At 30.2% G+C, this 10,130-nt stretch carries 9 protein-coding genes; 5 read left to right on the top strand and 4 right to left on the bottom strand.

Annotated elements, in window-relative coordinates; translation table 11 throughout:
- The 4 genes from J7M77_RS04700 to J7M77_RS04685 form a co-directional block, all read right to left on the bottom strand.
- On the bottom strand, positions 1 to 344 hold a 344-nt coding region (locus J7M77_RS04700; RefSeq protein ID WP_296876514.1), incomplete at its 3' end, for a polysaccharide biosynthesis protein.
- Positions 341 to 1,534: a glycosyltransferase family 4 protein gene (locus J7M77_RS04695; protein ID WP_296876512.1), complete on the bottom strand. Its 1,194-nt coding sequence runs from the start codon at positions 1,532 to 1,534 to the stop codon at positions 341 to 343. The genes J7M77_RS04700 and J7M77_RS04695, both read right to left, overlap by 4 nt.
- The gene (locus J7M77_RS04690; RefSeq protein ID WP_296876510.1) at positions 1,531 to 2,409 is read right to left on the bottom strand and encodes an NAD-dependent epimerase/dehydratase family protein; all 879 of its coding nucleotides are present in this window, start codon (positions 2,407 to 2,409) and stop codon (positions 1,531 to 1,533) included. Before J7M77_RS04690 ends, J7M77_RS04695 begins: the two co-directional genes overlap by 4 nt.
- Positions 2,406 to 3,026: a sugar transferase gene (locus tag J7M77_RS04685; protein ID WP_296876508.1), complete on the bottom strand. Its 621-nt coding sequence runs from the start codon at positions 3,024 to 3,026 to the stop codon at positions 2,406 to 2,408. Before J7M77_RS04685 ends, J7M77_RS04690 begins: the two co-directional genes overlap by 4 nt.
- A gap of 455 nt (positions 3,027 to 3,481) precedes the next feature.
- On the opposite strand from J7M77_RS04685, the gene J7M77_RS04680 reads away from it, so the two are divergent.
- From J7M77_RS04680 to J7M77_RS04660, 5 genes are all read left to right on the top strand, one after another.
- A complete protein-coding gene (locus J7M77_RS04680) occupies positions 3,482 to 4,720 on the top strand; it encodes a PTS transporter subunit EIIC (RefSeq protein ID WP_296876506.1) in 1,239 nt (412 codons plus the stop codon).
- Between the two features lie 18 nt (positions 4,721 to 4,738).
- The gene (locus tag J7M77_RS04675; protein WP_296876504.1) at positions 4,739 to 6,016 is read left to right on the top strand and encodes a 6-phospho-beta-glucosidase; all 1,278 of its coding nucleotides are present in this window, start codon (positions 4,739 to 4,741) and stop codon (positions 6,014 to 6,016) included.
- Between the two features lies 1 nt (position 6,017).
- Complete coding sequence (locus J7M77_RS04670) at positions 6,018 to 7,049, top strand: SIS domain-containing protein (protein WP_296876502.1); 1,032 nt, start codon at positions 6,018 to 6,020, stop codon at positions 7,047 to 7,049.
- Between the two features lie 84 nt (positions 7,050 to 7,133).
- On the top strand, positions 7,134 to 8,966 hold the full coding sequence (locus J7M77_RS04665; protein ID WP_296876500.1) for a transcription antiterminator: 1,833 nt from the start codon (positions 7,134 to 7,136) through the stop codon (positions 8,964 to 8,966).
- A gap of 127 nt (positions 8,967 to 9,093) precedes the next feature.
- On the top strand, positions 9,094 to 10,068 hold the full coding sequence (locus J7M77_RS04660) for a D-2-hydroxyacid dehydrogenase (protein ID WP_296876498.1): 975 nt from the start codon (positions 9,094 to 9,096) through the stop codon (positions 10,066 to 10,068).
- Positions 10,069 to 10,130: the final 62 nt, after the last annotated feature.

Genomic DNA, 10,130 nt, shown 5'->3' with positions numbered 1-10,130 from the left:
ACATTTTCAGTACCCAAAACATTTGTTTTAACAGCTTCAATTGGAAAGAATTCACATGAAGGTACCTGTTTTAAAGCCGCTGCATGATAAACATAATCAACCCCATGCATGGCATTTTTAATACTGTTTATATCACGGACATCTCCAATGTAAAATTTAAGCTTATAAAAAACATCAGGATATTTAGCCTGATATTCATGACGCATATTATCCTGTTTTAATTCATCTCTGGAAAACACTCTGATTTCTTTGATATCAGTTTCTAGAAACCTATTTAATACTGCATTACCAAAAGAACCAGTTCCTCCAGTAATTAGCAATGTTTTATCTTTGAATTTAGTCACACTAATTCCTCCATATCCCTTTCTAAGTTATTTATTAAAAAAGATTTATTAAAATACTTATTCCCATAATCAAATGCCATTTTTTTATAATTATCTAATTTACATACATCAAGTTTCAAAAATTCCAAACTAACTTTAACAAGTCCATCAGCACTTATCTCATCACTTACTATTCCTGCTTTTGATTCTTCAATAATCCTTTTACCTTCACCGCTGACACACCCGAGAATTGGGACACCACAGGCTAAATATGTTTGCAGTTTTGCAGGTATTGTCATTTCAAAAACAGGATCAGGTTTAAGAATCAATAATGCAGCATCAGCATCTTTTAAATATTTGGGAATTTCATTTTCTGGATGAAATCCATAAAATATTACTTTGTCTTCAATCTCGTATTTTTTAACCATCTCCACCAACTTATATTTACTTCGACCATCACCGACAAAATGCCAGCAGATTTTTTCATTTCTTAAAATATTTGCTGCTTCAATTGCCAAGTCAATCCCCTGAGCTTCGCCGATATTTCCGGTAAATACAATATTAAAACAATCCTTATCATATAATGAAACTTCCTCATCAGTTTTCTCTACTGTTGAATACTGTGGCCAGTATTTTACTTTTTCTTTGTCTTTAACACGTTCTTTTATTTTATCGACAAAGCTGGGGCTGGCAGTTAAAACAAGATCGCAGTATTTATAAATATAGTTCACTATTTTATTCACCATTCCAATAATTAAAGGATTAGATACACCTGTTACAGCAATAATATTTTCAGGCCATAAATCCTGAATATTGATAATAATGGGTATCTTTTTTCTTTTTTTTAATTTTATCGCTGGTAAAGCAACAGTAATAGGTGAAACTTCAAAAACATAAATTAGATTAAATTCCAAATGATTAAGTGTTTTAAGTTTCTTATTTGCTTCAACTACAAAACTGATATAATTCCTAATTAGATTTACTGAACCACTTTTCCTTTGCCTGAGCTTACAGCGGTAAATCGGTATATCATTCCATATTTCATCACAGTTTTTTTTATCAGAATATCCTTCAAAATATTCACCTTTAGGATAGTTAGGCAATCCGGTCAAAACTGTAATTTCATGTCCTCTTTTTTTAAGTTCAATTGCCAGATCATTTATCCTGAAATTTTCGGGATAAAAATACTGTGTTACTATCAGTATCTTCATAAGCTTTTCTCCGTCAGTTCAATTGATTTTAAGACTCCATACTGAAAAACAGTATTGCTTCTTTCATAACTGATACTTCCAAATGCCTTGTTGCACATCCCGCCTATCTTGCCCGGTATCTTTGATAATATAAAAACAAACGGATTTAATATCTTTGTTAAATGGATATTCTTGCCGTTTGCTTTTGCTATCTCTTTTACCAGTTTTGATGTTGATATGTATTCTTCATTCTGGGGAAAATATACTCCCTCATAATTGTTATCTATGCATTCCTTGACAAAGCTGCATAGATTTCCGACATAAAGCATACTTCTTTCATTGTCTATATTTGGAAATATAGGTAATCTCTTTGCCAGTTTTGAAAGCATCTGATAATTACCTTTGCTCCCCGGTCCATATATCATTGGCGGTCTTAGAATGCATATTTTGAAATTTTCATCATTTAAAGGTTTCAGTTTTATCTCTGCCTGAAGTTTGCTGTCACCATAAAAATTAATCGGATTCGGTTTTGTATCTCTGGTAATTACTTTCTTCTTTCCGTATGGTGCACTTTCTCCATAAACAATGATCGATGACATATAGATAAACTGTTTTACCTTTGATTCTTTAGCTTTTAATGCTGTTTCATAGGCAAGATTACAGTTGACCTGATAATACAGTTTCTTTGTTTCCTCGCTTACATGTCCTACATCTGCATGAGCTATCCCGGCTACATGAAAAACTGTATCGTAATTGGAAAAATCATGTTCCTTCCACTTAGGATCAAGCATATCTAATGTATCTATCTGATAGTCATCTGGATGGTGTTCTTTGATATACTTTTCAAATGATGTTCCAATATAACTGTTGGCTCCAGTTATCAGTACTCTTTTCATGATACTTCACCATCCTTTTTATGCATTTCTCCCGTTCCTCCTTCGACTACTCCATCACTTTTTAATACTGACATAATCGTTCCAAGGAAACATTTGATGTCAAACAAAAAAGAGATACGTTTTACGTATTCTCCATCTAATCTTGCTTTTACCGGTATTTCCAGTTCATCTCTTCCGTTTATTTGGGCCCAGCCTGTTAATCCCGGTCTTACATCATTGGCTCTATATTTATCTCTTTCTTCAATCAAGTCATCCTGATTCCATAAAGCCGGTCTTGGTCCAATGATCGACATCTCACCTTTTAGAATATTTAATATCTGTGGCAGTTCATCTAATGATGTCTTTCTTAGGAATTTGCCAGCTTTAGTTATATACTGATCAGGATCAGCTAACATATGAGTTGGCATATCTTTAGGTGTATCAATATACATTGTTCTAAACTTGTAGATATTAAAATATGTTTTATTGATTCCTACTCTTTTCTGTTTAAACAAAACTGGACCTTTACTGTCCAGTTTGATCCAGATACATAGAATTAAAAATACTGGACTTAAAACAATTAATCCACATAAATAAAGAATAAAATCTAATATTCTTTTAATTCCATTTCTATACATTGAACCACCTGCCTAAATAAAAAAATAATACTTTAATAATGACCCCTCTCCCTTCTAAAAACAAAAAAAGGCAATAAAATCCCAGTACACTTATTAAAAATAAGCGCACCAAAAAATTATTGCCATCTTAAATCCGTAACATGCCCTAGTCAATGATTACTTCATTAAAAATAATATCACCAGCCTATAAAAATAGACTATAGCCGAATTATAGGATAAATTATCGCATTTTTCAACAAAATAATAAATAAATAATAAATTTATAATAAATAAATTAGATAAAATATCTATTTAAATCAACTATTTTATATAAAAAATAATTTATAAATTATCCATAGTGCATTTTTTTCCACTAAGGCAATGGTCATTTAGACCATTCAAAAAGAAAAATAATCATTATAAAATGAATATGTAAAGATAAGAGCTCTTAAAATAATATAGAAAGGAAATTTATTATGAATAGTTTACTTACTTTTGTAGAAAACAAAATGGCTCCGCCATTAAACAAATTAGCTAATCAGCATCATTTAAATGCTGTAAAAAATGGAATGATGGTAACTGTACCACTAACGATCATTGGGAGTATCTTTTTGTTGATCCCTAATATTCCTATCAGTTTTATTCAATCATTTTTTGAGCCTTATGCTTCAATGATCACTACCGTTAATAGTGTTACTATTGGCATCGTCGGTTTAGTCGGTGCTGCTAGTGTGGCATATTATTTCGCTAATGATTATAAAGATGTTAAAATTGATCCTTTAATTACCGCAATCGTATCAGTTGCTGCCTTTTTACTAATTACTTTAAACGAAGAATATGCAATTGATACATCAGTATTTGGAACTACAGGATTGTTTACTGCAATTATTGTTGCTTTACTTACTGGAACAATTATGCACTTTTTCACTAAAAAAGATTTAGTTATTCATTTTCCAGATACTGTTCCACCATTAGTATCCAAATCATTTATGTCTTTAATTCCTGCTCTAGTTATCCTTACGCTAGTCTGGATCATTAGAATTATTTTAGGCTTAAATATTAATGAAATTTTAATGGATTGTTTTTCACCATTTGTCTTTGCTTTAAATACTTTACCTGGATTTTTAGTATTTATGTTCATTCGTTCAATGTTATGGAGCATTGGAATCCATGGTGGTGCTGTTTTAGCTATTGCTGATCCATTTTTCTTAACTATGTTTGGTGCTAATGCTGCAGCTTATGCCTCTGGTACAACACCGCCTTATATAACTGCCAGTGGTTTTACGATGTTTGTATTTTTAGGTGGTGGCGGAGCTACTTTACCGCTTGTTTTAATGATGATCCGTTCTAAAGAAAAAGGATTTAGCACTTTAGGAAAATTATGTTTACCAGCCAGTATTTTTGAAATTAACGAGCCAGTAGTTTTTGGTGTACCTCTTGTCATGAATCCATATATGATTATTCCTTATACATTATCAACATTAACTTTATCAGCAGGTACATATTTACTAATGCTCTTTAACATAATTGGTAGACCTGTTGCTAATATCCCATGGACAACACCACCATTATTTTCACACTATTTAGTTACTGGTGGTAATATTCCAGCTGTAATTTGGGGTGTAGTGTCTTTAATTATTGCCGGATGTATCTACTATCCATTCTTCAAAGCGATGGAAAAACAAAGATTGTCAGGAAATGAAAATAAAAATTAAGGTGAGGTATGAATTAAAATGAATAAGAAGTTAAAAATAGCTATAGTTGGAGCTGGAAGCTCTTATACACCTGAACTGATTGAAGGATTATCAGCTCATCGTAAGACTTTACCGGTAAAAGAAATTGTTTTATTAGATATCAATGAACAACGTTTAAAAATCATGGAAGAATTTGTTAAAAGATATATCCAACATTTAAATTATGATGTCAATGTCTGGTCAACAACTTCTCGAAAAGAAGCCTTTACTGGTGCTGATTTTGTTTCAACTCAAATTAGAGTTGGTGGTAATAAAGCAAGAATCTTGGATGAAAAAATCCCTTTAAAATACGGTCTTATCGGACAAGAAACTACTGGTGCCGGTGGGATGTTTAACGGTTTTCGAGTTATACCAGTAATGATCGAAATCGCTAAAGATGTAGAAAAATATTGTCCCGATGCCTGGATTATCAATTACTCAAATCCAACTGGATTAGTTACCGAAGCATTAAGCAAAGTATGTAATGTCAAAATCGCTGGATTATGTGCTGGCGGGATGCGACCACGCTGGTGGGCTGCTGAAGCATTAAATGTTCCAGAAGAAAAAATATATTACGATTATTTAGGATTAAATCACATGAATTTTACCTATAATATGACCATTGATGGTCGTCCAATAACCAATCAAGAATTTAGTAAGATAATTAAAAAATGTACGACCGTAAATCAAGACTGGATGGAAACGTTACATTTAATTCCTAGTCAATATACCCAATATTATTTCCATACTAAAGAAAGGGTCCAGCAATTAAAAGAACAAGATAAAACTAGAGGTGAAGCAATCTTAGAATTAGAAAAACAAATATTTAGAGAATACGCCGATGAATCAAATTACCAAAAACCTAAAACATTAGCTAAACGCGGTGGTGGCGGATATTCCAAAGTTGCCATCGGAGTAATGGATGCCATTTATAACGATACTGGAAAATGGATGGTAATCAATGTTGCCAATAATGGAACCGTTCGTTTTTTAAGTGATGATGCCGTAATCGAAACTGCCTGCTATGTAAGTAAAAACGGGATGCAACCACTAACAATCGCTCATTATCCTAAAGCTGTTGTTGGGTTAATCAGTGCTGTTAAAACATACGAATCTTTAGCAGTAGAAGCTGCTATTACCGGTAATCGTGATATTGCCTTGCAAGCTTTAGTTGCCCATCCATTAGTAAGAGATTACGATATTGCCAAACCATTATTAGAAGAAATGCTAGAAGCACATAAACAATATTTACCACAATTCTTTAAAAATGAACAATAAAATGTGGGATTACATTGATGAACAAGTAGATGTCTTAACAAATATTTTAACTCAAGAAGAAAAGACCACTTCTTTTCTTCCTGAGTCCTTCGTCAATGTAAATAAAATAATTATTACCGCTTCTGGTTCTTCATACAATGCAGCATTATTAGCTAAAACTATTTTAGAAAAGAAAACAACTAAACAAATACTGGTAGAAACACCATTTCATTTTAGATATTATTTTAACCTATCTAATCAAAACGAAAATAATTTATTAATTGCCTTATCACAAACCGGTAAAAGCATCGGAACACTTGAATGTATCACTTTAGCCAAAGCAAAACAAATCCCCACCCTCGCTTTAACCAGCGACAATCAAAGTCCTATTGCTAAAAAGGCTGACTTTCATATCAATATTCTTTGTGGCAAAGAATCTGTCGGTCCTAAAACAAAAGGATTTAGTGCAACAGTATTAGTATTGCAATTAGTTTTAATGAAATTATTAAAACTAAATAATCATGATTTTATTAATGAGTATAAACAAAGTATTAGTGATTTACCAGTTAATATTCAAGAAGCTAAAAAGTGGTGTTATCATAACCAGTCATGGTCAAAAGCCCAGGCAATGAGTATTACTGGCTTTGGGATTAATTATCCGACAAGTCGTGAGGGTACTTTAAAAATTTTAGAAACTATGCAAATACCCGTTATGAACTTTGAATTAGAAGAATTCATGCATGGTCCTCATCGAACTATTATCAACGATTCTTATCTAATCTTAATTAATACACCGGCAACTGGTAATAAGCTAATGGATAACTTAATTACTTTTGCAAAATCTAAGACCAAAAACTATTTAGTTTTATCAACTAAAAAACAAGATGATGGCAACGTTATTAGCATAAATGATTATCCCCTTACTGATTCTTGGCTAAATATTCTTGTTATATTTCAAGTAATTTGTACTTATTTACCAGAAATAAATGGTATTGATTCATCTAAACCTGTTTACCAGGACTTTGCTACTACTGCTGGTACCCGGATTCCATAAATCAGTTTATAAAACTGATTTATTTTGCTTATCTTTAGACATATTTTTTAGTTCAAATTATAATATAAATGGAGGTGAGGGAATATGACCTCATTAACTAAAAGACAACAACAAATTTTCATGTATTTTTATGATGCAAATGATTTTCTTACAAGTAAAAAGTTATCATCACTTTTAAATATTGGTTCTAAAACAATTCGAAACGAAATAAAAACCATTAATTATCTTATTGCATCTTTTGCGAAAATCGAATCACTTCCTGGTAAAGGATACCAGCTTGTAATTATAGATCATGAACAATTAAATAAATTTCAAAAACAATTACATAAAGAAAAATTTGATTATATTCCAACCACTCCATTAGAAAGAGCCTATTATATATTAGGCTTAATGCTAAAAAAACAAGAATTTATTAAAATTGATGATTTATCAGAATTATTATATATTGATCGAACATCAATAAGTCGCAGTTTAAAAATCATTCGTGAAATTTTAGAACGCTATAACTTAAAGCTTATTCAAAAAGCAAAAAAAGGCATCAAAATAACTGGTGATGAATTTTGTTATCGTCAATGCATGGCCGAATATGTCTATCATAATTTAGAAATCACAATTCCAAAAATTGCTAATCACAATGATTTTATTAATGAACTAAATCAAGTAATTTTTAATGACGGTATTACTATGCCAAAAAGAGTTTTTAATGATTTTGTTGTTCACATTCAAGTTCAAATAGAACGAATCAAAGCTGGATATTTGATCAATTTTAGTGAAAATAAACGCAAACAAATTGAAAATGAATACGAATTACTAGTTGCTAAAGATATTGCTTCTTTAATCGACAAATATTTTGGTATTAGTTTTAATGATATGGAAAAAGCCTATTTAACAATTCATATTCTTGGTAAAAAAAGTAATTCTACCAGTGCAATTGAAAACTGTATCAATGATCAATTAAAACCAGAAATTGATTCAATCGTCTTAAACATGTTACAACAAATCAATTCAGTCTTTAAAATTGATTTTACCAATGATATGTATTTAAGAAAAGCTATTGGTATGCATATAAATTCAACTAAAAATCGAATAAAATTCAATACTTTTCTTAGAAATCCATTAATAGATGATATTAAACAAAATTACTTGTATGGATATATGATGAGTCTAGAAGCATGGAAAACATTATCAAATAATACAAAATTTATTAATTATGAAGATGAAATTGGTTATATTGCTATTCATTTTCAATATGCCATTGAACGAAGAAAACGTAATATTTCCAAAAAAAGAATTCTTTTAGTAAATGATTATAGTATTGCAACTAGTGAACTGTTAAGCTTTACGCTCTTAAAAAACTACCGCGATTCCTTAACCATAGAAAACTCTATTGCTGCTAGTGAACTTGATAATTATGATTTAACTAATTTTGACTGTTTAATTTCTACGGTACCAATATCACCCAAAATTAAGATTCCCATTATTCGAATCAATCCAATCATTAATGATCAAGATTTAAAAAAATTACGATTATTTTTAAAAGATACTAATCATTCAATTACTGATTATATTTTTAAAGAAAATATCAATTTTATTAAAATAGAAACTCGACAAGAGTTCTATCAAATAATAAACCAAAATGTTAATTATCAAGAAATTGAAATGAACAATCATATTGTTATTTTATATACATCTAAACCACATTATTCGAGTGCTTTAGAAATATACTGTTTAAATAAACCAATATTATGGAAAAGTAAATATATTAAAGCTATCATATTATTAAATATCGGTGATGATAATGAGTATATGATTGAAAGCTTACAAAAGTTTCTTTCTTTTTCTAAAAACATTGAATTGCTTCTTCAAATAACCAATGCTAACGATTTACTTATCTATTTATCTACTTTTCATTTTTAAAAAGATCAATAACCCCATGGCTAAAAAATAGTTACTGGGGTTTTATAATATTCAATTCTATTCTTAATATTAAATGCTTAAAGATATGTTATAATAGTTACATCATATTATTAAGGAGGTCTAATTAATGAAAATACTTACTTTAGCCCCATTTACCAATCAAGAACAAGATATTTTAACTAAAACATTTAAACATCATCAGTTTATTTTTAGTAAGTCTAAAAATATTAATCAAGAAATGATTGATGAATGTGATATGATTATTGGTAATCCATCTAAAAGATTTAATTTAAATAAAAGCAGTTTAAAAGCACTACAGTTAGCTAGTGCTGGCAGTGATAATTATGTAAAAGATGGAATCTTACATCCTGATACTAAATTAGCTAATGCTAGTGGCAGTTATGGTAAAGCTATTAGTGAACATACGATTGGAATGATGTTGGCTTTAAATAAAAACTTTAGAACTTATTTTAAAAATATGGATAATCATTTATGGCAAGAGGTAAAAACAGGTAAAGAAATTTACCATTCTACTGTTATTATTGTTGGTTTAGGGGATTTGGGTTATCAGCTAGCCAAACGTTTAAAAGCCTTTGATTGTAAGATCATTGGTGTAAAAAGACGTTTGGGTCTAAAACCTGAAGGAATTGATGAATTGTATTCGATTGATCAATTAGATTTGATATTACCTCAAGGTGATTATGTTATTTTATGTTTACCACAATCGAAAGAAACAATTAATTTATTTAACTATCAACGTTTATCGCTAATGAAACAAGATGCGATGATAATAAATGTTGGTCGTGGCAGTGCTATTAATACTGATGATTTAAAAACAGTATTAAAAAACGGTCATCTTTATGGAGCCGCTTTAGATGTCATCGATCCCGAACCTTATTTTAAAGACGATGAATTATGGGATTATCCTAATGTTATCATCACTCCCCATGTTTCTGGCGGATTTGTTTGGCCTAGTGTGCATGAATACTTTCTACAATTAGTAATTAGAAATATCCAGCATTTAGAAAATAACGAATCATTAGAAAATGAAGTTGATTTTAATACTGGTTATCGTAAAGTAGTTAAATATTCTAATCATTAAATTTTTATGTTTATTACAAAAGCTGCCAATAAGGCAGCTTTTAGCATTTTATATTAAAATTT

The sequence above is a fragment of the Thomasclavelia sp. genome, assembly GCF_017889095.1.
GTDB lineage: Bacteria > Bacillota_I > Bacilli_A > Erysipelotrichales > Coprobacillaceae > Thomasclavelia.
The sequence above is the reverse complement of the archived record's forward strand: the minus strand, read 5'-3'. Positions and strand labels throughout refer to the sequence as shown.

Coding starts and splice junctions, on each gene's coding strand:
- J7M77_RS04695 (WP_296876512.1), bottom strand. CDS start 1,534: ATGAAGATACTGATAGTAACACAGTATTTTTATCCCGAAAATTTCAGG.
- J7M77_RS04675 (WP_296876504.1), top strand. CDS start 4,739: ATGAATAAGAAGTTAAAAATAGCTATAGTTGGAGCTGGAAGCTCTTAT.
- J7M77_RS04665 (WP_296876500.1), top strand. CDS start 7,134: ATGACCTCATTAACTAAAAGACAACAACAAATTTTCATGTATTTTTAT.
- J7M77_RS04660 (WP_296876498.1), top strand. CDS start 9,094: ATGAAAATACTTACTTTAGCCCCATTTACCAATCAAGAACAAGATATT.
- J7M77_RS04685 (WP_296876508.1), bottom strand. CDS start 3,026: ATGTATAGAAATGGAATTAAAAGAATATTAGATTTTATTCTTTATTTA.
- J7M77_RS04690 (WP_296876510.1), bottom strand. CDS start 2,409: ATGAAAAGAGTACTGATAACTGGAGCCAACAGTTATATTGGAACATCA.
- J7M77_RS04670 (WP_296876502.1), top strand. CDS start 6,018: ATGTGGGATTACATTGATGAACAAGTAGATGTCTTAACAAATATTTTA.
- J7M77_RS04680 (WP_296876506.1), top strand. CDS start 3,482: ATGAATAGTTTACTTACTTTTGTAGAAAACAAAATGGCTCCGCCATTA.